This window comes from Levilactobacillus yiduensis, assembly GCF_024718525.1.
GTDB lineage: Bacteria > Bacillota > Bacilli > Lactobacillales > Lactobacillaceae > Levilactobacillus > Levilactobacillus yiduensis.
On record NZ_JAMXAZ010000005.1, the window covers coordinates 1 to 24304 of the forward strand.

The window sequence follows — 24304 nt, forward strand, 5'->3', positions numbered from 1 at the left end:
GAAGCATCATTTATTTAAGTTAGATACATATTATATGTACGAAGGCATTTCGTTTACACAAGATTCTTGACGCTACCTAATATTTAGCCGCTGACACAACTGAATCAATAATTTGGCATTCGGTGTGGCCTGCCCCGTCTCGATGGCTGACAACATTGATTGCGCACAAATACCCGTGGCCACTGCCTGCTGCGACAGATGCTGCTGTAAGCGCGTTTCCTTTAAAATCGTCCCCAACTGATTGTCCATGTTCGTCCCCCCTAAGTTATCCTTGATGATACCAGAGAAAGGGGGTGTTCGCCTAGAACTATCGTGTTACCCCTTAATTCGGTTAATGACTTACTAAATCACGGCGTATTCGTTGGCAATGTTGTCGGGAATGGGTATCATGGGTGCCAGAATCCAAAGGGGGACGCAAGCCATGAAAACCACGACACGAACGCTATCAGGATTAGGGATGATCATTACCCTAGGCATCGTTTACGGGGATATTGGCACCTCGCCGCTGTACGTCATGAACGCAATTATCGGTGCGGCCGGGCCACAGAAACCCACCGAATTGGCGCCGATGATGCTGGGGAGCATCTCTTTGATCTTTTGGACCCTGATGTTGATTACGACGTTGAAATATATTTTACTGGCCATGCGGGCAGATAACCGCGATGAGGGCGGGATTTTTGCGCTGTATGCCTTGGTCCGTAACCAGGCCAAATGGTTGATCGTGCCTGCCTTGGTCGGTGGTGCGGCGATTCTGGCGGACGGGACGTTGACCCCAGCCGTGACGGTCACCTCGGCGATTGAAGGGTTAAAGGGCCAAGTTGTGGGGCCATTGCATTTTAGTACGTCGCAAAGCTGGGTCTTGCTGGTTGTGACCGGCATTTTACTGATTCTGTTTCTCGTTCAACGTTTCGGTACGCAACTGATTGGCTGGTCGTTTGGCCCATTGATGTTGATTTGGTTTACGTTTATCGGCCTGGTCGGGTTGCACAATCTGGTTCAGGTGCCGTTAATGCTACGGGCCTTATCACCAGTCTACGCAGTCCAATTTTTGTTGAGTCCTGAGAACCGCCAAGGCATTTTTATCCTGGGCAGTATCTTCCTGGCGACCACCGGGGCCGAGGCACTTTATTCGGACATGGGTCAAGTAGGCAAACGAAATATTTATGGCACCTGGCCGTTTGTCTACGCGATGCTGATGCTGAGTTATCTGGGCCAGGGTGCTTGGGTGATTCAACACGGTGCCTTGATTGCGGGGATGCACCCACTCAATCCGTTTTATGCCATGGTGCCGGTGCACTGGCGGATGTTCGCCATTGTGATTGCCACCATCGCCGCTATCATTGCGTCGCAGGCGTTGATCACCGGGTCTTATACGCTGGTTCACGAGGCCATTGGCTTGAAACTTTTGCCACGGTTACGCATCAAATTTCCCGGCAACGTCAAGAGTCAGTTGTACGTGGGTGCCGTGAACTGGTTGTTGTGTGGGATTACGTTGTCCATCGTCTGGTACTTCCAGACGTCGAGTCACATGGAGGCGGCTTACGGCCTAGCGATTACGATCACCATGCTGATGACCACGCTGTTATTGCACGCCTTTCTCCGGCAGCGCGGGCACCGGGTTCTGGCCAATATTTACGTCGTCGCCTTTGGCCTCTTGGAGAGTCTTTTCTTGCTGGCCAGTCTGGCTAAATTTATCCACGGCGGGTACGTGACTGTCTTGCTCACGCTGGCGATTCTCACGGTCATGGTCTTCTGGCACGTGGGTAACTTGCGGCGGGATGCGCATTTGGCCAATACGGAAAACGTGTCATTACTGGACTTCGTACCGCAGTTGGCCGCGCTGAGCCAAGATGATCAAGTACCGTCGTTTGCCACGAACCTGGTGTACATCGGCCATGTGGGTCGCGACTACGCTGTGAAACGGGCGACGGTCTATTCGATTCTAGACCAGCAACCCAAGCGCGCCAAGGTCTACTGGTTCGTCACGGTCAATGAGACGGACACGCCTTATGAATGTTCTTATACGGTGCAACAGCTGGCTCGCAGTGTCATGGACGTGCAGTTGTACCTGGGATTCAAGAAACCTCAAAGATTAAATGTCTACTTGCGCCAAATCGTTAATGATTTGCTGAAGACAGGGGCGTTGGATGATCAAACGCCACGCTACTCCAGTATTCCAGGTCGCCGGGTGGGGAACTTTAAGTTTGTTATGTTGAATCAACAGTTCCAAGACCTGGGTGCCCAAGAGGACTTGCCAGTGTTAGACCGCCTGTTGATTGGTGGTCGGCTATTGCTACAACGAATCTCGCTATCGCCACAACGCTGGTACGGCTTAGCCTTCAGCGATGTCGTCGAGGAACGGGTACCGCTGTTTATCGGCCAGCATCCGGACCGGAGTTTGAAACGGCGTGAGTGAAACCAGGTGGCCTTTTGTTCCGCATTTCAACAATTTAAGTTAAGAGATACTAATGCGTTTGGCTGTTTTTCCAAGCGCCTTTTTGGTCCTAGAAAATGGATTGCCAAAGTCAGGCAGCTAGTGTATGCTAAATTCAAGTTAAATGAAAACCAGACTTTTCCAATTTCAGGATCCCGGTGTGGCGGCGTTTGTTTAGTGTATTCCCCACAGGTGTGGGGGTGATCCTCGGGTAAATCGTGATTACCAGCGTGATAATGAGTATTCCCCACAGGTGTGGGGGTGATCCCAGTAGCTGATTTTTCAGTTCAATTTTCATTTAGTATTCCCCACAGGTGTGGGGGTGATCCTGCTCGTGCCATGCATGTCACCCATGCTAGTCAGTATTCCCCACAGGTGTGGGGGTGATCCTCAACGTCTAATAGATTATTGACTTCTTCAAAAGTATTCCCCACAGGTGTGGGGGTGATCCTCTGCAACAAACACTGGAAAGCGGCGGGTTTCCGTATTCCCCACAGGTGTGGGGGTGATCCCCCGCGTTGAACTGCCCTTAACTGGGCTTTTATGTATTCCCCACAGGTGTGGGGGTATTCTAAAAAATAATTTTCAGTACAAAAACCCACCAGCATTGATTTGCTGGTGGGCCTTTCGTATACCATAATACGAGCTAAACAACTACCCCCACAAAAACTCTTCCATATCCTGTACAACTTCAGGGTTCCGCCGTGGTAGAGCGCCGTGGGCGGCGTCATCGCCGGTGAGCTCAATTTCCTTAAAGGACTTCGCACGGCTGCCGACCAGGTACTTGAGTGCGCGGGCGGAAGCAACTGAAATGGTGCCGTCAGTGTTGGCGCCGTTGCCTAAGTCACCGTAAATACTGAGGACCTGGAGCTGATTGTTGGGAATGTTCTGCCGATGATTGACAAGTTGCTGGAAAGTCGGTGAGAAACGGCTGGGACGACCATTGGCCGCGTTAGTCGTGTGGACTGACCAGGGATTCATGACAATGTTACCCAGCATTGGTGGGGCAATAGCAACGTACTTTTGGAGCTGTGGCAAGCGTTTGCGTTGACCGAATAGCGTTTCGTACATCATGATATCCGTATTGCCCATCGAGTGCCCGACGTAATTGAATTTGGTGATGCCATAACGCCGCTGAAGCTGCTTGATGACGCGTTTGAGCCAGCGGGCGTCCTGGTGGTAATTACGGTTACGGTTGTCCTGAAAGACGATCTGCACTTCCGGGTGGCGGGTGCCCTTAGGCCAGGTCCCACTCCAAGTGACGTGACCGTTGGGACTGACCGTCGCCAGGAGCGTCCGGTTAGCATAGCCGTCCGCTTGCGCCTCATCAATTAAGTGATTGGTCGAGCCGGCATTGCCGCCAAACCCATGCATGAATAGTGTGGGCGTGGTGTAGCCGACCTGATGTAACCGCGTTTGGCTCTTCTTAGCCCGTGTTCGGTTGACCTTGACCCGATCCAAACGGGTCACTTTGCGGGTGCGCACCCGACTGTGGGCGACCGATCGCTGGCCGTCGATCGCGGTGCATCCCGCGAGCAAGACACCAAAAATAAGTAGGGTTCCCCAACCCCATTTCAACAGGTTTCGCATACTGATCTCCCCCTCCTGTTACTGCTCATGTTACCGAAGATTTTTGCCAAGAGCCAATCAAGCGTATCAGATAAATGGCTTAACGTGCAAACTATTGTCCAACAAAAAAGGAAACCTTAAGATTAAAGGTTTCCCGAAATGATCGTGCGTGCTTAGTTTTCGTTAGCGGGTGTTTCTTCCTTAGCCGAACGCTTTTGGGCGTTGTGGTAGAAGATCCACGCCACGGCCCCGAAGAAGATTGGGCCGATGATGGTCCAGAAGGCCGTCATGTAGTCGTGATCCAAGATTGGTTGCAGGCAGGTGAAGCCGATACCGCCGACCAAGATGATGAGGACGACCGTTACGATGACGTTGGTCCACAGACGACTCTTGAAGATGACAAATGGCCGTTCCAGATCAGTCCGGCGTTTGAAGAACGGAAAGGCACCAATCAAGAAGAGGTACGGGAAGGACGTGGACACGTTCCCCATGTCCGTCAAGATCAAGTAGAACTGGTTGGCTGCGTTGCCCCCGAAGGCTACCAAGAAGATGAAGACGGCGACCACGATGGCTTGGACCCACATGGCAAAGCCGGGCATGCCAGCCTTGTTCAACTTGGTCATTTTAGCCGGCCACAGCTTTGGTGAAGAGCCGACGATGAAGGACTTCAGTGGTGAGTAAACCAACACGAAGAATGATCCCAGGTAAGCCATGAACATGCTCAACCCGGTCAACCGGGCTAAGACGTGGCCCATCGTGACAGAAGCGGCACCGGTCAATCCCATGGCTTTACCCAAGACTAACCCTAAGTTGTTCATCAAAACGTAGGTGATATTTCCCAGGTTGACTTGGCTCTTGCCCAAGACCTGGCTCCAGTTGGTGCTGATCCCCCAAAGGAAGATCGACAGGGAATACATGATGGTAATGGCAATCGTTGAAATGATCAGTCCCTTGGGGAAGGTCTTTTCTGGCTTGTCCATACTATCGGTGATGCCACCCATGGATTCCATCCCGGCGTAGGCAAAGACCGCGTACGTCACGAAGGACAATAGGGCCATTGGGGATGAGAATTGCGGGTTCGGTGAGGCGATGAAGCTGTGGATCCCGTTGATGGGTTCAGCCAGTTGGCCGTGATTTAAAATCACGATGACGATGCTGGCGACGAAGAAGACGCCGGTCAGGACCATCACGAAGATACCGCCTAATGAAGAAATCTTGGCGATGGAGTTGACCCCGCGCGTGGCAAAGAAGGTGACTGCCAGGATCCAGAAGATTCCCAGCAGGCCGACCGTTTGCGTGGAGCTCAGGCCGAGAAAGGACCAAGTCTGTGTTTGGTCAGAACCGGAAATCAGCGTGGACAGCGGAATCCAGACTTTAGTCGAGGTCGACAACATCCAGATGATCCATGAGGACAGCCAGATGAAGGTCCCAATGAAGGCCCATTTTTCACCGATCGAGCCGGCTAACCAGGAGTAGATGCCCCCCTTAGCCTCCTTAAACGATGACCCGTATTCCGCCAGCATCAAGGCGCTAGGCAAGAAGAACAGAAGGGCCGCTAAGACGTACCAAATGATACTGGCATAGCCCATTTGGTCATAGGCGACCGTCGTATTGGCGAAGCCGTAAATGGCCGTGAAAATCATTAAGATCAGGCTAAACAAGCCGATCTTTTTTTGCTTATTCATTTTTTTATCTCCCAAAATTGGTGGAGACTAGTCGTGGTGGCTAATCTCAGCCGTAGTTATAAGTTGAGGTCCTGGTGATAGTTCAATGGGCCCAAGTCGGTGGCCTGCGTGATCAAGGTCGCCGCCAGCTCACGATAACGTCGAATTCCCAATGCGGCGTTGGTCGCGGCCTGTTGCGTTAAGTAATGGTTCAGTTCGATACCGGACAGTCGCTGACCCACGGCATCCGTTTGCTTCACGGATTGCTTGAAGGCGATGCGCAAGTCCTTTTGCACGGCGCTCACGGTTGGCCAGGCGTCGTGGTAGTGGGCGTCTAATAAGACACTGACGAGCTTGTAGACCCAGTAGGCCGACTGGCTGTCGTAGGTCTCTTCGCCCAGATGGTAGGCGGCCGGCGTTTCGTCAATACCCGCGTAAAACGGTACGTAGACACTCTGGGCCGCCACACCCATGGCTAACCACTGGATACCAGCGAGACTGGGGTCCATGTCTGGTCGTAACTGCAGGACGTGCGATTCTTGCGTCTTGGCTAGACTGATAGGCCGGAAACGTTTGCGGTCGGCCTCACTGCCAGAACCCACGGGATCGTAGGGCGTGTCTTCGAAATGACTGCTGAGGTAGCCCTGAGCGTCATCCACGGACAATAAGCGGTCAGCATACTGAATAAATGGTAGATCAAATGATTGCGGTTGCTGAGCGACCTGTGGGGTGAACCGTCGTTGGCCGTACCAGACCCGCGGCGTATTATAGTACAGATCGGATTGATCCTGCGTGCCGAAGATGTCGCGCCAAATGAAGCGGTCACTGTGCGGATTCAAATGATTCTCCGCCACGAAGGCCCGTAGATTATGGGCAAACAGGAAGTTGTCGGCATCGTGGAAGTCAATGGCCTGAATCGCCATTTGATTGGCCACCACGGCGTATCCGTTGGCCGGAATGCGTTGGGCGACCCAGTAGTGGCCGGCCCCCGTTTCCAGGTACCAAGCTTCCTGCTGGTCGGCGAAGAGAATCCCGTTGGACTCCGAGGTCCCGTATGTTTCGACCAATTGGCCGAGGCGGTTGACCCCTTCACGTGCAGTCTTGACATAGGGGAGAACGACGGTGACCATGGCTTCTTCGCCAATGCCGTCCTTGACCAGTGGATCAGCGCCTAAGACCCGCTCGTTGGAGTAGGTACTCTCGGTGGCGCTCATGGCCACACCGTATTCATTGATGCCGTCTTCTTCAAATAGACCAAATTTATCGGTCCATTCGGGGGTCGCCGTATACTTGGCGGCCGTCAGCGGCAACGGCATGTGAAACCCGTTATCCGTGCTAACGAATTGTTGCGGGGTGGTCGCAGTCTGGGCGGGGTGAACGACGAAATGTTTGGGCCAAGCGGCCTTGGCGTCTTCGTTACGGCCAATGATGACCGACCCGTCCATCGTGGCTTGGGGACCAATTAAAATGCTGGTACAAGCGGAATAATTCAATGGGAGCGCTCCTTTCAAGGTTTGGGATAAAACGTCCAAACTATTTGGTATTTCTGAACTTATCTTGCTGAGACTTGGACCAAAAGGCAGCTGGTTCCGCTTAAAACTGATCAGCAAACACGCCCAACCCGGGATTATTCGCTAATCAGCCTGACTGCTCGCCAGCTAATCGCCTGTAGGCCCACTCTCGTTCATTGCCCATTTTAGCATGTTTAGTTTCAGTACGATTCATTTCGGGGGCGTTTTTAATTATTTTGTTTATATTTCTCATAAAAATAAATATTTATACAGGAAAAATGTAAGCTTTCCGGCGTTTTGCCAGTTAATTGACCCAGCCAAGCCCGTGGTATCGCTGGTCAACGGCGGGGGGATGTGGTTAAATAAGTAAAATGACTTTCCCGAGAGAGGCAGATAAAATGAGAAATAAATTAAAAAATAAACGAGAATTGGGTAAACATCTCATGATTTTAGTCGGATCGGCCGTGATTACGGCGATTGCTCTGAATGAATTCTTAGTGCCTGGTAAGATTTTTAGTGCCGGAATCAATGGGATTTCTCAGATTATTTCCACCCTGTTAGCCATGACGGGCGTGCACCTGAGTACCGGGTGGTTCATCTTGCTGTTCAACATCCCCATTGGCCTGCTGGGCTGGTTCAAGGTCGGCCGTAGCTTCACCATTTACTCCATCATGGTCGCCGTGTTGACCTCGGTGCTGGCCATCGTGGTCCCGGTGGCCAACATTTCTAACAATTCGTTGTTGGCGGCGCTATTCGGTGGCATCCTGACCGGGGTGGGCGTGGCCTATCCGTTGAAAAACGGCTTTTCGACCGGGGGCATGGATATCGTGGCCGTGGTCTTGGAAAAGACGACAGGCCGGACGATTGGGACGCTCATGATGATGATCAACTTCAGCATCGTGATCCTGGCCGGGTTCCTCTTTGGCTGGGAGAGTGCTTTATACACAATCATCTCGATTTATGCAATGTCGCGGGTCGTCGACAGCATCCACACCCGGCACCAAAAGCTGACGGCCTTCATCGTGACCACCCGGCAAGATGACGTGATTGTTGAGCTAAATAAGACTTTGATTAGGGGTATCACGGTGATGCCATCATTCGGAGCCTATACCAGAAAAGACAGTGCCGTCCTGATGACCGTTATATCACGGTATGAACTTTATGCATTGGAGCACGCGGTCAAGGACATCGACCCCGGGGCCTTCGTCAACCTGGTCAACACCGTGGATATTGAGGGGAACTTCTACAATGAGACGGAGCAATTGAAGTTGAAGCAAACCACACAACAAAAGTAGGTTCAGGATTGCCCTAGGGCGCTGGAACCGGTATAATAACACTATTCAACGAGAAGAAGGGAACGAGAGAAATGCCAATCGTAAACATCGACTTAATTGCTGGCCGTTCACAAGATCAACTGAAGGCCTTAGTCCAAGACGTCACGACTGCGGTCACCAAGAACACGGGCGCACCCGCAGAACACGTGCACGTCATCTTACGTGAAATGCAACCTAACCGTTACGGCGTGGCCGGCGTTTTAAAGAGTGACGAAAAGTAGCAAATATTTGCGAAAACTTATAAACCGCCACCAACCCTGATATACCGGTGTTGGTGGCGGTTTCATTTTGAAAAAGGTTTGGCTTAACCATCTCTTTTAGGTATACTGGTAACAAGTGCGACATCACGGCAAGATTAGGCCGTCGCTAACGAACGAATGAATGGAGAGTTGAACGATGAGTGATCAACAATACATGATGGCAATTGATGAAGGGACGACGAGTACCCGGGCTATTTTATTCGACCGGCACGGCCAAATTGCGGGACAGGCACAACGGGAGTTCCACCAGTACTTCCCGCAACCAGGTTGGGTCGAACATGATGCCAACGAGATTTGGAACGCGGTCCAATCCGTCATTTCCGACGCGTTAATTGATTCAGATGTGCAACCGTACAAGGTGCGGGGCATTGGGATCACCAATCAACGGGAAACGGCGATCATTTGGGACAAGAAGACCGGCGAGCCGATTTATCACGCGGTGGTTTGGCAATCCAAACAGACCAGTGAGATTGCCGACCAATTGAAAGACGAAGGGCACACCGATGCCATTCATGAGAAGACCGGTCTGGTCATTGACTCTTATTTCTCCGCAACCAAGATTCGCTGGATCCTCGACCACGTAGACGGGGCTCAGAAGCGCGCTGAACGCGGTGAATTGTTATTTGGGACCATTGACACCTGGATTCTCTGGAAGCTGACTGGCGGGCGCGTCCACGCGACGGATTACACCAACGCTAGCCGGACCATGTTATACAACATTCACGACCTGGCTTGGGACAAAGAAATCTTAAGTTGGCTCAACATTCCAGAATCTCTGTTACCAGAGGTACGGTCCTCATCCGAAATTTATGGCTACACGGCGGGCTACACCTTTAGTGGGGTCCAAGTACCGATTGCCGGTATCGCCGGGGACCAACAAGCTGCCTTGTTCGGGCAAACGGCCTTTGACAAAGGGATGATCAAGAACACCTATGGTACCGGGGCTTTCATCGTGATGAACACGGGGGAAGAACCGACGCTGTCACACAACGGGTTGTTGACGACGATTGCCTATGGCTTGAACGGTAAGGTCACCTATGCGCTGGAAGGGTCGATCTTCGTGGCCGGGTCTGCGGTCCAATGGTTACGCGATGGCATGCGGTTCTTTGAGCACGCCAGCGAATCCGAAAAGATGGCGGTCGATGCGCAAACGACTGGCGATGTCTACGTCGTGCCTGCCTTTACCGGGTTAGGTGCGCCATACTGGAATCAAGAAACGCGGGGCGCTGTCTTTGGCCTGACCCGTGGGACCACTCGGGAACAATTCGTCCGGGCCACGGTTGAGGCGATTGCCTACCAGACGCGTGACGTGGTCGATACCATGACCAAGGAAACGGGCTTACACCTGCAGTCCCTGAGTGTCGACGGTGGGGCGGCCAACAATAACTTCTTGATGCAGTTCCAAGCAGACATCTTGAACACGCCGATCAAACGGGCGGCTATCAATGAAACCACAGCGCTGGGGGCGGCTTACCTGGCCGGCCTAGCCGTTGGTTTCTGGCCGGATATGGACACGATTCGGCAAATGCACAAGTCACGTGATGAATTCGTGCCACAGATGGCGGAAGACAAGCGGGAACACTGCTACAACGGCTGGCAAGCGGCCATTAAGGCAACGCAAGCCTTTCATCAGGATTAAATAAGTTAACATAGAAGTGAAGTCTGTCGTAAGTTGATGGATTTCACTTTTTTGCGGTGACATTTTTGGTTGCGAACGCTGTAGACGGTTAGTTTTTCCAGGTGAAAATGAGCTGTCTTGTAACCGGTTTCGGGTTACAATGGGTGTAACACTAAAGGAGGAGTCAGCGATGGCAGTCTTTTCAGATGAACAGAAGATTCAGATTCTCAGTGATTTGGTGGCGATCCACTCGGTCAACGACAATGAACTTGCCGTAGCCACCTATCTGCAGCAGCTCTTAGGCGAACATGGTATTTCAGCAAAGTTGTTACCGGTTGCTGAACGGCGGACGAACCTGGTCGCCGAGATTGGGTCTGGCCACCCAGTGCTGGCCGTTTCAGGCCACATGGACGTGGTCTCGCCCGGCGACGTTTCTCAGTGGCAAAGCGAGCCGTTTACACTGACCGAACGTGCTGGCCAGTTGTATGGTCGAGGGGCGGCTGACATGAAATCTGGTCTGGCGGCGTTGGTCATCAGCTTGATTGAATTGCACGCAGCGGGGTACCCCCAACACGGGACGATTCGCTTAATGGCGACGGTGGCCGAAGAGGTCGGGGAGACCGGTTCACAGGTCTTTTACGAGCAAGGGGCCATGAAGGATGTGGACGCCTTGCTGATTGGCGAACCGACCGGCTACAATTTATTCTCGGCGCACAAGGGCTCCATGGATGTCCGGTTAACATCGCAGGGACAGGTGGCTCACAGCTCGATGCCAGAGCTGGGGGCGAACGCCATCGATCCGCTGCTGGCGGTTTTGACGCAGGCCAACCAAGTCTTCCGGCACACGGATAAGGAAAATGCCTTGCTGGGTAAGTTAGCCTTCAACACGACCATTTTCAACGGTGGCAACCAGGTCAATTCGATCCCGGAAACGGCGACGGCAGAGATGAACGTGCGGACGATTCCGGAATTCGATAATGCGGCCGTGCGGGCTGAACTGACACAACTGGTCGACCAGCAGAATCAGACCGGGGCCCAGGTCCGCATGGACATCTACATGGATCAGTGGCCGGTCCAAGAACCTCAGGACAATCCGCTGAGTAATTTGGCAGCGAAATTGGGCGAACCCTTTGCCGGTCAGCCGATTCCTAAATTACCACTGCCGGCCGTGACCGATGCCTCGAACCTCTTGAAGGATAAGGGCCACCAATTTCCGTTCATTGTCTTTGGCCCCGGTAACCAGACAGCGCACCAGGTCGATGAGCACGTGGATCGGCAGATGTATTTGGACTTTATCACATTGTATCAGCAGTTGTTGCCAGGTTATTTGAATTTGTAGAGTGCAAAAAGCATGATACGGGGATTAGATTCAACTATAAATTATTGGTAGATAGCAATTAGGTGCGTCAATGTTGATCTGGCGGTATTTAGAAGGTATTGCAAGCCACTTGTAGCTAGCAAGAATGGCCTATAACAGGGTTGATGATCATAATAAAATCGGAAAGAATGTGGCTGAGGGGCATTTTCTTCCGATTTTTTGCTACCAATACGACTGTTATTAAGAAAGGGCCTGGCAAAAATAAGCGTTCTAGAGTTACTACGGATAATTAATGTTATGTAAAGTAAAAGATTGTGACTCAATCGTGGCAATTTTAGTACGGCAATTTTAGTAGAACCCAAAAAGAAGCCCTGAGAAATTTTCTCGGAGCTTCCTTTTAATGACGAATTCAACTAGCTACTCAGCCAATTTGAGATAGTCTTGCAGGTAGTCGGCCAAGCCATCGTGGTCGTTGTCCAGTTCGGTGACATCTTGGGCCAGCCCCTTAATGGCCGTCGTGGCATTTTGCATGGCGACACCCCAACCGGCATAATCGATCATGGCTGTGTCGTTGTGTTCATCACCAAAGGCCACGATGTTCTTGCGTTCCACGTGGTAGTGGTGCGCTAGGGCTTCCACACCGGTAGCCTTTTGCACGCCCTTGACGCCAAGTTCGACCACAGAGTTTGGACCGCCCCAAGGTGCTGCGTCGACTTCATCACTGAAGTTGTGCTTCAGGTAGCTCAGGAGATGTTCCTGGTGGCTCCGGTCGACCGCTACCGTCAGACTGGTGGGGTTTTCGGTCAGGGTCTTCTGGTTTAGAATCTGGTTACTCTGGAGGACGGACGGGAAGAAGCCGACTTCAACGGGTTGATCACGTACGGCGAGAAACAGGTTCTTGCCTTCAGCTGCGATCATATTGATGCCGAGCTCTTCACGGTGCGCCAACAGGTCGAAGGCGACTTCCTTGTTAAAGGTATATTGATATTCATGCGGCCATTGGGCATGGGGGATATGACCCAGACTTCCGTTAAAGTTGATCATGGGCCCGTCCAAATGAAGCTCGTCGTAAAAGTTAGCAGAGATTCGGTTAGGGCGCCCAGTCACGATGCTGACGATGTGACCGGCTTCACGCGCTTGTGTTAAAACGGCCTTAGTCTTAGCGGAGATTTGGGCATCCGCGTTTAAGGTCGTGCCATCTAGGTCAATGGCGATTAATTTTCTTTCCAAAGAGAGACACCTCACATTTCGTTGGTTGATTGGATTTTCGATCAAAATAAACTAGCCCTCTCAATGTAACATAAGTCGCCGAAAATTACGACTATTTCGCTGTGAAGAAAGGGTAGTGCTGGTCGGGAGAAACGGGTATAATGGTTAACGTGAAATGAACGATTTGAAGCATTCTGTATATAGCAATTTTGAAATTGTATCTAACAAGATGGAGGCATAACGGTGAATTTACCTGAGGACTTTAAGACAAAATATCAGCGGTTGCTGGGATCGAGTGCAGCGGATTTCTTCGCTAGCTTTGACACGCCCAGCCTCAGTGGCTACCGCACGAATCCGGCCCATCACCAGTTGCCGGAACGATTAACAGCAGCGCCGACCGTGCCGTACGAACCTCGCGGCCATTTTGGGTCAGTTGGTGGCCGGACCTTGATGCACCAAAGTGGTGCGGTCTACAGCCAAGAACCCAGTGCCATGTTTGTGGGCGCTACGGCGGCACCGCAACCCGGTGAGACCGTGTTGGACCTGTGTGCGGCACCCGGGGGAAAGACAACGCATTTAGCCAGTTATCTCCAAGGCACTGGCTTGTTGGTGACCAACGAGATCAACCGCAAGCGGGTCAAGGTCCTGGCGGAAAACGTTGAACGCTTTGGCGTGCAGTCGGCAGTCATTTTGAATGAATCGCCCGATCGGTTAAGTCCCATCTTCCCGGACTTTTTTGACAAGGTGTTGGTCGATGCACCATGTTCTGGTGAAGGTATGTTTCGTAAGGACCCCGCGGCCATGGATTATTGGTCTCTGGATTACGTCAACGAGTGTGCCACGCGGCAAAAGGAGATCATGACCGAGGCGCTCAAGATGGTGAAGCCTGGTGGCCAGTTGATCTATTCGACCTGTACGTTTGCGCCAGAAGAAGATGAGCAGATGATGGCCTGGGTCCTGAAAAACTACCCGGACTTTCACCTGGTGCCTATCGACAAGGTGGGTGGCGTGATCGACGCCCGGCCAGACTGGGCCGATGGCAACCCCGAATTAAAGAAGGCGGCCCGGTTGTTCCCACACCTGTTACAGGGCGAAGGGCATTTCGTGGCCAAGCTTCAGCGCGATGCCGGCGAGGCTCAAGCACCACACGGTACCGCTAAATTAGGGACGCCGTTGACCAGCGACCAGCGCAAATTGTGGCAGGACTTTGCCCAAACGGTGCTGGGGAAAACGGCCTTTACCAATCTCATCACGGTCAAGGACCAGTTATTTGCAGTCCCTGCAGGCTTGCCAAACCTGAAAAAGTTACACGTTTTCCGGCCCGGCCTGCACCTGGGAACGTTTAAGAAGAACCGGTTCGAACCGGCTTACGCCTTGGCTCTGGCCAGTGGCCCGCAACAGGTCGCCCACACGCTTGCCATCACGGATACGCAGTGGCGGGCTTGGGTCCACGGTGAGACGTTCACGCTGACGGATGCGCCGCAAAAGGGCTGGTACTTACTGGTCTGTACGGGGCAACCCGTGGGCTTTGGCAAGGTCGTTGGCACGACCGTCAAGAACTTCTTCCCGAAAGGCTTGCGCTTCACCGTTTACGATGATGATGTAAACACAGCCAATTAAAAAAATCCCCTGTGACCCGCCAAACGAGGCAGATGGTCACAGGGAATTTTTAGTTGTCTATAACAAGAAACTGATTTTAAAGGCTTAATACTGCAGACACCGTTGCCGGCAATAACTCTCTAATGCTGGCGACAACAAGAGCCGCTGGGTCTGTAGTGCCGCCAAGTTGCGGGTACCAAGTAATGTCATGATGTCCCGCAACCCCTCTTGCCAGTCCAGTAACCTGGCTGTCGTGGTGGCCTCATCCGTTTTGATCAGGCTGTGGAGGATCTGACCGGCACTGCCAACGACGGTCGCGCCGAGAGCCAGGGCCTTGGCCGCGTCTAACGGTTGCCGGACGCCACCCGTGGCGATGACCTGGAGTTGCGGCACTTGGCGCGCTTCGAAGAGAGACTCTACCGTGGTTTGGCCCCAGCCATCGAGGTAGCTGAGTTCCTTGTTAGGCCGCCGGAAGTTTTCAATCTGCACGAAGTTCGTGCCGCCACGGCCACCCAGATCAACGTACTGGACACCCACGGCCGCCAATTTTGCCAAGGTTTCTTGAGCCATGCCGAAGCCGACCTCCTTGACGATGACGGGCACGTCTAGAGCAGCGACGGTCTGACCGATGCTGTCCAGCCAATGGAATTCGCGGTCGCCCTCGGGCATCACGAGTTCCTGGGCGGTATTGACGTGAATCTCTAGGGCGTTGGCCGCCAGCATGTCAACGGCAGTTTGTGCCTGGGCCACCGTGTGTCCGGCACCGATATTGGCGAGAACGATGCCATCGGGGTTATTTTCCCGCAATGGCGTAAAGGTCTTGGCCGTGCTGGCGTCTTGGAGCGCAATGCTCTGTGAGCCACTGGCCACGGCCATACCGGTCGCCGCTGCGATGCGGCCCAATTGGGCGTTGACCAAGCCAGTCCGGGGACTGCCACCGGTCATGGCCTCGATCAAAAATGGGACGGGTAACCGCAGTGGCCCCAACTGTGTCGTCAGGTCCACGTCACGGACGGCGATTTCGGGCAGACTTTGGTGGATGAATCTGAGTTGGTCGAACTGGCTAGCAGCGACGGGTTGATAGAATTTTTCCGCCAACGACAGATGCTCGTCCTTGCGGTGGGCGTGACGTGTAAGATCCATGCGGATTCACTCCTTACTCGATAACGTGATGGACGTTGAGCTTCAATGGTTCAATGCCGCGGCCTTCCCATTCCTTGAGGAGGTGGGCCAGGTCCTTGGCGGCGTTAATGATGACGATACCACAGTCCCCGCCACCGGCACCGGACGACTTGGCGGCACCGCCGATGTGGACCGCAATGTCGCACATCGTTTTCAGCAGGGTGGTCTCAATCGTCACGTGGCTCAGGCAGGCCAAACGGTTCAGTAGTTGCCGGTTAACGGCGATTTCGCGTTGAATGGCGTCGAGGTCTTGATCATGGAAGCCCTGAATCATGCGTTGCAAGCATTCCCGACTTTCCCGTAAGAAAGCGTGGTAGTCCTTGCGCCGCGTTGCCTTGAAGAGGGCAATCTTGTCGACCAGATGAGAGGTGGAAGCCGGCGTACCAGTCCACCCAATCATCAGACGTAGGGATTCGGGCGGCGTCAAAAGTTCGATCTGCAGGCCAGGCCAATCGGCGTCTAACAGCTTCGTTAACGATAACTCTCGCCGTGCGGAAGCCAACCAGTCGCGGTCAAAGGCCTGGTAGGCGATCCAGCCGCCATAAACAGACGCGGCGATGTCACCTAATGAGCCGTTGCCTTGGACGTCTAAATGGGCAATAGCGGCTAATTTGAACAGCCGGTCCTTGCTCATCTTGATGCCATAAAATTGGCAGAGTGCCTTAACGGTGGCGACGGTCACGGCCGCAGAGGAACCCAGGCCGTATTTTTTACCATCCGCGCTGTCGAGGTCACTGTTCACGTTTAGGTGATAGATGGCCAAGGGCTTGCCCAGCGCTTGGGCGTACTGTTCGGTCAGGCGAATGGCCGAGAGGATGTAGTGGAAGGGATTATCACGGTTATCAAAAACCAATTCCGTTCCTTGGCGTTGCCAGTACAGCGAATTTTCTTGGTACTGCTTGGACGCGATCCGCCCGTAGTCTTGGCTGGGGGTGATGGTCACGGTCACAAACTGGTTGAGGGCAACAATAATTGCCGGGTAACCGGGTTCGACCACGGCATACTCGCCGGCAATGTAAAGTTTTCCGGGTGCTTGCGCGGAAATCAATAAATCAGGTCCCTTCTTGTTTCGTTGACGTTTTTTTAACTAAAATTATGGTGTGATTGTCAGACAACCACTATGTATCAGGTCACAGTGACCTACAGAAACTGAATGCCGGGACCGGGGTGAGCGACCACGACCCGGTCGGCGCCAAATTGGGCGGCCAACTGAGTCGTGACGGCGGGCAGGTCGGGCGTTTGGCAAAAGACTTTGAGATTTGGCCCCGCATCTAGCGTGTAGTAACACGCCACGCCGGTCTCGCGCAGGTTGCGGACCGTTTGCATCGCCGTTAAGGTATCGCCATTGAAGTAACTGTATGGTGGGTTGGCACTCAGCGTTAACGCGTGCATCCGCATGGCGTTGGCTTCCAGAATCTCACCGGTCGTGGTGAAGTCTCGCGCCAAGATGGCGGGTTTGATAGCGGCCAAATCGCTGGCGACCACTTGTTTCCAGGCTGGGTAGTAAGGCGACGTGGTCACGCTACTTTGCATCCCTTGTCTGGAACTGATTTTCTTGTGGTGTGGGTCTAGCAACAGGGCCACCATGGCAATGGGCCAGTCGACCTGTTCTTGAAGCGGCACGGCCACAGAGGTCTGGTCGTCGTGACCGGCTTGCCATTCTACGAAGCCACCGAAGATGGAGCGCGTCGCGGAACCGGACCCCCGCCGTGCCAATCGGGACAGGTCACTGGGTGACAGCTCTAGGCCGGCCGCACGACTAGCCGCACCAGCCAAGGCCGCAAATGCCGAGGCGGAGGACGCTAAGCCCGCTGCGGTGGGCACGTGGTTGGTCGAAATGACCTGGGCGAAGCGAGTCTCACCGCTACATTGCCGGACTAAGTCTAAGAATCGGCGTACCTTTTGACTGGCTGTGTCGCTTAAACGCGTGCCGTCTAACGTGACGGTATCGGCAGTGAGCGCCGTGTCAAAGGCAACGGTCGTGTCCGTGTAAAATTGGTCTAGCGTCAGCGATAGGCTACTGGTTTGGGGGATGATCAGGTCGGTATCGGCCTTCCCCCAGTATTTAACTAGGGCGATGTTGGTGTGCGCGCGTGCGGTCACAGCGGTCATTGGGGTTCCTCCTCTAAGTTAAAGGCTTCCGTCCAGGTCTTGGTGGCACCAGCGGCCAAGAGGCTGGCTTCAACGTGTTGCGTGGTCGTCAGGTCAGGGCACAGGGCAATCAAGCAACCGCCCATGCCGCCACCGGTCAATTTGGCGCCCAGAGCCCCGTTTTGCCGGGCAACTTGGGTCAAATGGTCGAGGGCCGTTGAACTGACGCCGAGTCCCCGTAATTGGTCCTGGGCATCGCTCATGATCTGGCCCAAATGCATCAGGTCCGGTGCGGCCAACGCAATGCGCGCCTGATGGCTGAGTTCGCCCAAACGCGTGATCTGTTGCGTCGTTTCTTGCGGAAAGGCCATCTTGCGCCGCGCAACAGCGGCCACGGCTTGACCCGTTTGGCCCTTGATGCCACTGTCGGCAATGACCAGGTAGCCCTGAAGCGTAAAGGGAATCTGCAGGGTTTCTTGGTGCGGGACGAACCAGATGGGGACGTCGGAGCTGACGGTGGCGGCGTCAATGCCGCTGGGATTGCCATGCGTGATCTTTTCGGCGATCTCTACGGTACTGAGTAATAGGTCCCGAGTCAGTGGGCGTTGGAAAAAGTGGTACATGGCGCGCGTAATGGCCACGGCCACGGCCGCTGAAGAACCCATACCCCGTTCGGCCGGTAAATCACTGGTGATGGTCATGGTAAACGGGGTAGACTGGGCGTCAAAACGGTTTAACAGCGTCGCCATTAACGCGGCCACGCCCGCCAAGTTCTGGCCCATTTGCGCAATGGGACCGTCGAAATAGCGACTGGCGATGGTCTGGCCGGTGGTTGCGGGGGCCATGACCACCCGGGTCGTCACCGAAGGCAGGGGCAACGCGATGGCCGGTTGGCCGTACACCACGCTGTGATCCCCAATAAGAATGATTTTCGCGCTACTTTTGCCGATTGCCGTTTGACCCAAGTCTCCTCGCTCACTTTCCTTGTCGAATTTTACTTACCAGAAAATATCATACTCTACTGATTGGCGTTGCGCTAGCTTTGACCTTTAAAATCCCGGATTCACGTAAAAATTAACCCTTTCTATAGAAAGTCGCTGGTAATTGACTAAACAATCCGAAATGGTGTTTGCTGGCCGCCTTACCGTTCGCTAACCTGATACTGAGCAAACCAGTGCCTGCGGCTGCCAGATATTCCGCCTGCTATGGGGAACACTTCCAGCCAAAGAGCGGGCTTCCGGCTCGCTTGAAAGCCTTGCAAAAAGCGCAAGTCTCTCAAGTCGTCCCACCCAGTAACCTGGCAAAAGACGCCAGCTAACAGGGTCGACACAGCTGGCTACACCTCTGGCCTCCTCCGGCAAGGTTGGCACGTGGCCATTAATCCTGGTGGCAGGCAACGACTGGGGTAGCTTGTTTCGGCCGAAAGATACCGTTATTGACAGTCATCACCGTAGCCGAGAGTTCGCTAGATATGAGTTCAGCCGTGGGAGTTCCCTTAGCGGCGGGGTTCTTGCCGGTTAGGGAACTGGCAACTTGAAGACGCGGGTTGTCGGCTTCAAGTTGAGGTCCGAGACCGCTCTTTGGCTCGGACCGGCACCCACCGCGTTCCGACTCATATCTAGCGAACGGTAAGGCGGCCAGTTTTATCAAATTTCCAGTATTTCGGCCAGTCTTTCAGCTAAGGACAACTTAACTATCATACCAGACTGAAATTGCTATGGTAAATAGTTCGGTGTAAAAATTTCTGTGGCCGCCATTTCATCGGGTGACGTGTTAAGCCTACCGTGTCGCTGATTGCCTAGCTTGCGCGCAAAAAAAGCGGCGCGGTCGGCTACTCAGGCGTAGCGTTAGCGGGCCAAGTGGTGTATCATAGTGCCAGTTATTATCGCAATTGTGCAGAAATTGGTGAGCATATTATGGATAAAGACACGGTTTATGCGGTGGTCGATATTGAGACCACCGGAACCAGTGTGACAGATGGCGACCGCATTATCCAGATTGGGTGCGTCTTCGTCCAGCATAATCAAATTATTAATCACTTCGAGACGGACGTGAACCCGTTACGGGAGATTCCCACAGCGATTACCCGGCTGACGGGCATTTCCAATCAACGGGTCCGGCACGCACCGCTCTTCGATGACGTTGCCGGGACCCTGTATAGTCTCTTGACCAATACGGTGTTTGTGGCCCACAACGTCAATTTTGACCTGCCGTTTATCAACGCAGAGTTCAACCGGGTCGGGTACCCCGAACTCACGATTGAGGCGTTGGATACGGTGTCTCTGAGTCAGATTCTCCTGCCCACGTCACCCAGCTTTCGGCTGCGGGACTTGAGCGGCTACTTCAATATCGAACACGACAGCCCGCACTCCGCAGACAGTGATGCCAGCGCCACGGCCGAGCTGTTTATTTTCCTGTTCCGCCGGTTGCGGGCTTTACCGCAAGTGACGCTGCAAAAAATGATCGATTTACACCCAGATCTACCGCTCCAAACGGCGGCACTTTTTGACGTGGCCCACCGGTTGAATGAGGAGCAGCCCCGTAAGTTGCCAGACTACTTGTATATCAAGAACGGCCTGGCTTTGCGCAAACCGGGGGAGACGCCGGCCACCACGCTGGCAGAACCCAGCAAGTATCCCAAGACCAAGAAGCAAAAGCAAAAATTGATGCCGGACAACCTGGAATGGCGGCCGGAACAGGCGAAGATGATGAATTACATTTACAACAACTACGCCCATGCCGACCAGCATCCCGTCAAGCAGATGATCGTCGAAGCGCCGACCGGTATTGGGAAGAGCCTGGGCTACACGCTACCGATGGCGTATTTGGGGCAAACGGGGCGGCCGGTGGTCATCAGTACGGCGACCACCCTGTTACAGGAGCAGTTGCTGGATCAGACGATGCCGTTACTCAATGCCATCGTGCCGTTTCCAGTCAACGCGGTCTTGGTCAAGGGCAGTCGCCATTACCTGGACCTCCAACGCTTTGCGACCACGCTGAAAGTGGCGGAGTCGTCCAAGCAAACGCAACTGCTCAAGCTACGGCTCCTGGTCTGGTTGACCATGACCACGACCGGCGACCTGGATGAACTGCACCTGGCGACGTACCGGGCCCCGTATTTCCAAGAGATCATGCACGAGGGGGCAGTGACCGCGGACAATCCATTTTACACGGATGACTTCTTGCGGCGGCGCGACCAGCGGCTGGAGACGGCCCAGATGATCATCGTCAACCACGCCTATTTGAGTGAACATGCGCTCGACTTGGGTGAACGACTGCATCGGCCGTACCTGGTGATCGACGAGGCACAGCACCTGCCGGATAGCACGCTCAAGCAGCGGCGGACCCAGGTCAAATTTGCCCAGTTGGTCAACGAACTTCATCACGTGCAACGCGACATTGGCCGCGAGACGGGGCCGAGCCTCTTGAGCCTCTTTCACGGCGATGCGGCGGCCGTGGCGACGCTACACCGCATCTTGGCGGTGAGCCAAACGCTGGAAACGCAGCTGGAGGCGCTGGTCAGCCAGCTCTTCTTGCGCTTCTTGGCCGCTAAACGGCCCAACAACCACAACCAGATTATTGAAGAGCTGATTCCGGCCGCGGACTTGGCCGCTGAACTCGACCGCGGGGACGCGGTGGCCAAGGCAACAGCCGCCACCGACGACCTGTTGGCCGAACTCGGCGCTCTGCGGCAACAATTTGACAGCCAGTCCGACCGGTTTGCGGCCTCCGAGCGCTACTTGTTTGAACAGGTCGACACCCGGATTCATTTATTTGATGACCAAATGAGTCAGCTGTTGACCATTTTGCGGCAGGTCGTCGATCAGGCACCCGCCAGTCTCTTTTGGCTGACCATCAATCACGTGGGGGACCGCAACAGTCTTCAACTGGCCAGTGGGTTACTGGCGACCGAGGGCTTCTTGCGCAACCAGTTGTATGCGGGCTTTCAGCCAGTCCTGTTGACCGGGGCCACGTTATTTTCCTCCGGTCGTTCGCAGTACGTCTTGGATCAATTCGACTTAGACCGCGAGCAAACGACGACGCACCGGATGCGTTCCAGCTTTGATTACGCCCAGCAGGCCGAGCTGTTCATCAGTGATGCCGGGCCGAACCTCAGCCGGGTAGCGCCTGCCGATTACGTGACCTACTTGGCCGCGGCGATTGGTGAAATCGCGGGGGCGGTGAATAAGCAGACGTTGGTTCTGTTCAATTCACTTGCCGTGATCGAGCAGGTCTATCAGAAGTTGTGTGCCCAGCCCGAATTTGCTCAGCGTGAGATCTTTGCGCAGGGGATCAGTGGGAGTCGTGAGCGGATCGCCAAACGGTTTGCGACCAGCCACGGCGCAATTTTACTGGGGGCGGCCAGCTTCTGGGAAGGTATTGATCTACCCGCCGAACAGCTGGAGCTCCTGATCGTCACGCGGCTGCCGTTCGATTCGCCGGACCGCGTCTTCGTCAAGGCCAATTACGCGCGGCTGGAAGCGGCTGGCAAGAATCCATTTTACAGTGCGGCTTTACCCGCGGCGACGTTGAAATTGCGCCAGGGAATCGGCCGGTTGATTCGGACACCGCACGATCGTGGGGCCATTGTCATTTTGGACCAGCGCCTGTTGGAACGCCACTACGGGCAATCGATCCTACGCGCACTGCCGGCTGATCTGCCGCAGGCCACGGGAGATGCCAGCGCCATTGCCCAAGGATTAGTTAATTTTTTTGAAAAAAAGACGGACAACTCGGTGACACCCCCCGAAGTCTGATATAATTGGAAAAGATTGAAATTCGACAAGGGAGACCGATGGAAATTGATGAGACAACAGTATCAACGACGTCAGCGGCCGCATCATTGGGTCCTGCTGAGCGTGCTGCTGGTGATCTTGGTGATTCTGATCAGTGCGGCGGTGATGGTCAATAAGGCCACGAAACCCCTGACTCAAAATCAAGCTCACGCGGAAGCCGTCGCTAAAAAATCGGGTCATTTGACCAGTACCAGTAATTTTTACTGGACCAACTTGGATACGACTTACTATACCGTTGCGGGGAAGAACAAGGCCAAGCAAAACGTTTACGCCATCGTGCCCAAGACCGGCAATAATGTCACGGTCTTAAAGCAAACGGACGGGTTGTCCCGCAACACGGTGCTTCAACGGGTTTGGCAAAAGAATCCCAAGAAGGTCTTATCCGCGGCACTGTGCGTGTTCAACGGTAAGCCCGCTTGGCAGGTCAGCTACCTGAACCAGAGTGGCAAACTGTGCTACGTGACCTACCAATACAGCACGGGCAAGATGCTCCAACAGATTTCAAACATTTAACGACTGGAGGCGGGGATACGATGCAACTCGCAAAACGCGCATTAGCAGTCCAACCTTCCGCAACCCTAAAGACCGGGCAACGGGCCCAGGAGCTACGGGATGCGGGAGTCGACGTGATCAACCTGAGTGTTGGCCAACCGGACTTTCCGACACCCACGGCCATTAAGGACGCCACCGTGGCGGCGATTCGGGCCAATCAAGTCGACGGCTACACGGCTACAGCGGGGATCTTACCGCTACGCCAGGCCGTCGCTGACCACTTAGCGGCCACCCAACACGTGTCCGTTACCGCAGACCAAGTCGTGGTGACGACGGGTGCCAAATTGGCGCTCTACGCGCTGTGTCAGGTGGTCTTGAACCCGGGCGACGCAGTCTTATTGCCGGCGCCTTACTGGGTCAGTTACAGCGAACAGGTCAAGTTGGCTGGCGGGGTGCCCATCGAAGTGGCGCCCACGGCCAGCTTAAAGGTCACGCCGGCGCAACTAGAAGCCGCCGTGACGCCAGCCACCAAGGCCATCATTTTAAACTCACCGCAAAACCCCAGCGGTCTGGTGTATACGCCAGATGAGTTGCGGGCTATCGGAGAGTGGGCCGTTAGCCATGACCTGTTGATCGTGGCGGATGAGATTTACGGCGACCTGATCTACGATGGGCAGCGGCCGGCAACGTCGATGTTGACGCTGGGGACGGCCATTGCTGATCACACCGTGCTGGTCAACGGGGTCTCCAAGACCTACGCGATGACTGGCTGGCGAATTGGCTATGCCGTGGGACCGCAATCGATCGTGGCCGCGTTAACGACGGTGTTATCCCACATGACTGGGAATGCGGCAGCGGTCAGTCAAGCTGCCGCGTTAGCCGCCTTAACGGGTGACCAAACGCCAGTCGAACAGATGCGCGCGGCGTTCCAACAACGACTGGACACCATTTACCCGCTGCTAACGGCGCTACCGGGGTTCCAGTTGGCCCACAAGCCACAGGGGGCGTTCTACCTGTTCCCCGATGTGCATGAGGCCATGCGGTTAAAGGGCACGACCACGACTGATGACTTTGTCGCGGCCGTCTTGGATCAGGCCCACGTGGCGGTGGTCACGGGCGCTGCCTTTGGCCTTCCCAACCACATCCGTTTGAGTTACGCCACGGACCTGGATTCGCTAAAAACGGCGATGGCCCGGCTCCAGACATTTATGACGACAGATTAAGTTA

Annotated in this window: 18 protein-coding genes and 1 CRISPR repeat array; of the genes, 9 read left to right on the forward strand and 9 right to left on the reverse strand. The window is 54.2% G+C overall.

Features of this window, described 5'->3' with window-relative positions; genetic code table 11:
- Window positions 1–72: 72 nt before the first annotated feature.
- Window positions 73–249: a helix-turn-helix domain-containing protein gene (locus tag NGM66_RS04070; RefSeq protein WP_373418461.1), complete on the reverse strand. Its 177-nt coding sequence runs from the start codon at window positions 247–249 to the stop codon at window positions 73–75.
- 172 nt (window positions 250–421) lie between these two features.
- On the opposite strand from NGM66_RS04070, the gene NGM66_RS04075 reads away from it, so the two are divergent.
- Window positions 422–2416: a KUP/HAK/KT family potassium transporter gene (locus NGM66_RS04075; RefSeq protein ID WP_208909771.1), complete on the forward strand. Its 1995-nt coding sequence runs from the start codon at window positions 422–424 to the stop codon at window positions 2414–2416.
- 197 nt (window positions 2417–2613) lie between these two features.
- Window positions 2614–3007: direct repeats of the CRISPR family, unit length 28 nt; unit sequence GTATTCCCCACAGGTGTGGGGGTGATCC.
- A gap of 81 nt (window positions 3008–3088) precedes the next feature.
- Here NGM66_RS04075 and NGM66_RS04080 read toward each other — a convergent pair.
- The 3 genes from NGM66_RS04080 to NGM66_RS04090 all read right to left on the reverse strand — a co-directional run bounded on the left by NGM66_RS04080 (window position 3089) and on the right by NGM66_RS04090 (window position 7160).
- Window positions 3089–4024, reverse strand: coding sequence for an alpha/beta hydrolase (locus NGM66_RS04080; RefSeq protein ID WP_208909769.1), 936 nt, complete (start codon window positions 4022–4024; stop codon window positions 3089–3091).
- A gap of 152 nt (window positions 4025–4176) precedes the next feature.
- Complete coding sequence (yjeM, locus tag NGM66_RS04085; protein ID WP_208909767.1) at window positions 4177–5688, reverse strand: glutamate/gamma-aminobutyrate family transporter YjeM; 1512 nt, start codon at window positions 5686–5688, stop codon at window positions 4177–4179.
- Between the two features lie 56 nt (window positions 5689–5744).
- Window positions 5745–7160, reverse strand: coding sequence for a C69 family dipeptidase (locus NGM66_RS04090; protein WP_208909765.1), 1416 nt, complete (start codon window positions 7158–7160; stop codon window positions 5745–5747).
- Between the two features lie 416 nt (window positions 7161–7576).
- On the opposite strand from NGM66_RS04090, the gene NGM66_RS04095 reads away from it, so the two are divergent.
- The 4 genes from NGM66_RS04095 (at window position 7577) to NGM66_RS04110 (ending at window position 11729) form a co-directional block, all read left to right on the forward strand.
- Window positions 7577–8473 (forward strand): YitT family protein, encoded by an 897-nt coding sequence (locus NGM66_RS04095; protein WP_208909763.1) that lies wholly within the window; start codon window positions 7577–7579, stop codon window positions 8471–8473.
- 35 nt (window positions 8474–8508) lie between these two features.
- Entirely contained in the window at window positions 8509–8733 is a 225-nt protein-coding gene (gene thmT / locus NGM66_RS04100) for a 2-hydroxymuconate tautomerase (RefSeq protein ID WP_258115414.1), read from the forward strand.
- Between the two features lie 175 nt (window positions 8734–8908).
- Window positions 8909–10411, forward strand: coding sequence for a glycerol kinase GlpK (glpK, locus tag NGM66_RS04105; protein WP_208909761.1), 1503 nt, complete (start codon window positions 8909–8911; stop codon window positions 10409–10411).
- 169 nt (window positions 10412–10580) lie between these two features.
- Window positions 10581–11729 (forward strand): ArgE/DapE family deacylase, encoded by a 1149-nt coding sequence (locus NGM66_RS04110; RefSeq protein ID WP_208909759.1) that lies wholly within the window; start codon window positions 10581–10583, stop codon window positions 11727–11729.
- Between the two features lie 396 nt (window positions 11730–12125).
- On the opposite strand, the gene NGM66_RS04115 is transcribed toward NGM66_RS04110, so the two are convergent.
- The gene (locus NGM66_RS04115; protein WP_208909757.1) at window positions 12126–12938 is read right to left on the reverse strand and encodes a Cof-type HAD-IIB family hydrolase; all 813 of its coding nucleotides are present in this window, start codon (window positions 12936–12938) and stop codon (window positions 12126–12128) included.
- Window positions 12939–13160: 222 nt separating this feature from the next.
- Between NGM66_RS04115 and NGM66_RS04120 the strand changes: the two genes are divergently transcribed.
- A complete protein-coding gene (locus tag NGM66_RS04120; RefSeq protein WP_208909755.1) occupies window positions 13161–14537 on the forward strand; it encodes an RsmF rRNA methyltransferase first C-terminal domain-containing protein in 1377 nt (458 codons plus the stop codon).
- A gap of 84 nt (window positions 14538–14621) precedes the next feature.
- On the opposite strand, the gene fni is transcribed toward NGM66_RS04120, so the two are convergent.
- The 4 genes from fni to mvk all read right to left on the reverse strand — a co-directional run bounded on the left by fni (window position 14622) and on the right by mvk (window position 18754).
- On the reverse strand, window positions 14622–15659 hold the full coding sequence (gene fni, locus NGM66_RS04125; RefSeq protein WP_208909753.1) for a type 2 isopentenyl-diphosphate Delta-isomerase: 1038 nt from the start codon (window positions 15657–15659) through the stop codon (window positions 14622–14624).
- 13 nt (window positions 15660–15672) lie between these two features.
- Window positions 15673–16746 (reverse strand): phosphomevalonate kinase, encoded by a 1074-nt coding sequence (locus NGM66_RS04130; protein ID WP_208909751.1) that lies wholly within the window; start codon window positions 16744–16746, stop codon window positions 15673–15675.
- A gap of 92 nt (window positions 16747–16838) precedes the next feature.
- The gene (gene mvaD / locus NGM66_RS04135; protein WP_208909749.1) at window positions 16839–17810 is read right to left on the reverse strand and encodes a diphosphomevalonate decarboxylase; all 972 of its coding nucleotides are present in this window, start codon (window positions 17808–17810) and stop codon (window positions 16839–16841) included.
- Window positions 17807–18754, reverse strand: coding sequence for a mevalonate kinase (mvk, locus tag NGM66_RS04140; RefSeq protein WP_208909747.1), 948 nt, complete (start codon window positions 18752–18754; stop codon window positions 17807–17809). The genes mvaD and mvk overlap by 4 nt, the downstream gene beginning before the upstream one ends.
- A gap of 951 nt (window positions 18755–19705) precedes the next feature.
- Between mvk and NGM66_RS04145 the strand changes: the two genes are divergently transcribed.
- From NGM66_RS04145 to NGM66_RS04155, 3 genes are read left to right on the forward strand one after another with little or no spacing between them, the layout of a single operon-like run.
- The gene (locus NGM66_RS04145; protein WP_208909745.1) at window positions 19706–22546 is read left to right on the forward strand and encodes a helicase C-terminal domain-containing protein; all 2841 of its coding nucleotides are present in this window, start codon (window positions 19706–19708) and stop codon (window positions 22544–22546) included.
- Window positions 22547–22594: 48 nt separating this feature from the next.
- Window positions 22595–23098 (forward strand): cell wall elongation regulator TseB-like domain-containing protein, encoded by a 504-nt coding sequence (locus NGM66_RS04150; protein WP_208911032.1) that lies wholly within the window; start codon window positions 22595–22597, stop codon window positions 23096–23098.
- Between the two features lie 20 nt (window positions 23099–23118).
- A complete protein-coding gene (locus NGM66_RS04155; protein WP_208909742.1) occupies window positions 23119–24300 on the forward strand; it encodes a pyridoxal phosphate-dependent aminotransferase in 1182 nt (393 codons plus the stop codon).
- The last annotated feature ends 4 nt before the right edge of the window (window positions 24301–24304 follow it).

Bases quoted from the DNA above. Each gene is read 5' to 3' on its own strand.
- NGM66_RS04070 (WP_373418461.1), bottom strand. From the start codon at position 249: ATGGACAATCAGTTGGGGACGATTTTAAAGGAAACGCGCTTACAGCAG.
- NGM66_RS04075 (WP_208909771.1), top strand. From the start codon at position 422: ATGAAAACCACGACACGAACGCTATCAGGATTAGGGATGATCATTACC.
- NGM66_RS04080 (WP_208909769.1), bottom strand. From the start codon at position 4,024: ATGCGAAACCTGTTGAAATGGGGTTGGGGAACCCTACTTATTTTTGGT.
- yjeM (WP_208909767.1), bottom strand. From the start codon at position 5,688: ATGAATAAGCAAAAAAAGATCGGCTTGTTTAGCCTGATCTTAATGATT.
- NGM66_RS04095 (WP_208909763.1), top strand. From the start codon at position 7,577: ATGAGAAATAAATTAAAAAATAAACGAGAATTGGGTAAACATCTCATG.
- glpK (WP_208909761.1), top strand. From the start codon at position 8,909: ATGAGTGATCAACAATACATGATGGCAATTGATGAAGGGACGACGAGT.
- NGM66_RS04110 (WP_208909759.1), top strand. From the start codon at position 10,581: ATGGCAGTCTTTTCAGATGAACAGAAGATTCAGATTCTCAGTGATTTG.
- fni (WP_208909753.1), bottom strand. From the start codon at position 15,659: ATGGATCTTACACGTCACGCCCACCGCAAGGACGAGCATCTGTCGTTG.
- mvaD (WP_208909749.1), bottom strand. From the start codon at position 17,810: ATGACCGCTGTGACCGCACGCGCGCACACCAACATCGCCCTAGTTAAA.
- NGM66_RS04145 (WP_208909745.1), top strand. From the start codon at position 19,706: ATGGATAAAGACACGGTTTATGCGGTGGTCGATATTGAGACCACCGGA.
- NGM66_RS04150 (WP_208911032.1), top strand. From the start codon at position 22,595: ATGAGACAACAGTATCAACGACGTCAGCGGCCGCATCATTGGGTCCTG.
- NGM66_RS04155 (WP_208909742.1), top strand. From the start codon at position 23,119: ATGCAACTCGCAAAACGCGCATTAGCAGTCCAACCTTCCGCAACCCTA.